General features: G+C 66.3%; 1 protein-coding gene. It reads left to right on the top strand.

What is annotated here, in order from left to right; all coding sequences use genetic code 11:
* The coding region (locus ACYVD0_RS15155; RefSeq protein WP_460427581.1) for a substrate-binding domain-containing protein at positions 1-384 on the top strand (384 nt) is incomplete at its 5' end.
* Between the last annotated feature and the right edge of the window lie 162 nt (positions 385-546).

Here is a 546-nt window from a genome sequence, read left to right as displayed (position 1 = left end):
GTGGTGGAGGAGCAGTCCGGCGACTGGCAGCGCGAGAGGGGCATGGACTTGATGAACAACTGGCTGCTGTCCGGCCGCGAGATCGACGCGGTGGTGGCCAACAACGACGAGATGGGCATCGGCGCCGCCATGGCGCTGCGCCAGGCCGGCCGCGAGGACGTGCTGGTCGGCGGCATCGACGGCACGCCCGACGGCATGGTTGCCGTCGCCCGCGGGCAGTTGGCGGTGACCCTGTTGCGCGATCCGGTGGCCATGGGCGAGAAGGCCATGGAGGTGGCGGTCCGGCTTGCTCACCAGGATGCCCTGCAAGGGGACGTCTGGATTCCGGTGCACCTGGTAACGCCCGACAACTACACGCAATACACCCAATTGCAACGCAAGTGACTGGCCGTCCCGCCATTCGGCGGCATCGCCCCAGGAGGAAATCGTGAACATGCTCAGTTCAGCAACCGGCGCCCACAATATCAAGGCCGTCCTGCCGACGCCGGCGGTCCCCGAATACCTGCTCGAGATCGTCAATGTCACCAAGCGCTTTCCCGGCGTGGT

Source organism: Azotobacter armeniacus, from assembly GCF_054779355.1.
Note: the sequence above shows the minus strand (reverse complement) of the source record. Positions and strands in the feature narration are given on the sequence as shown.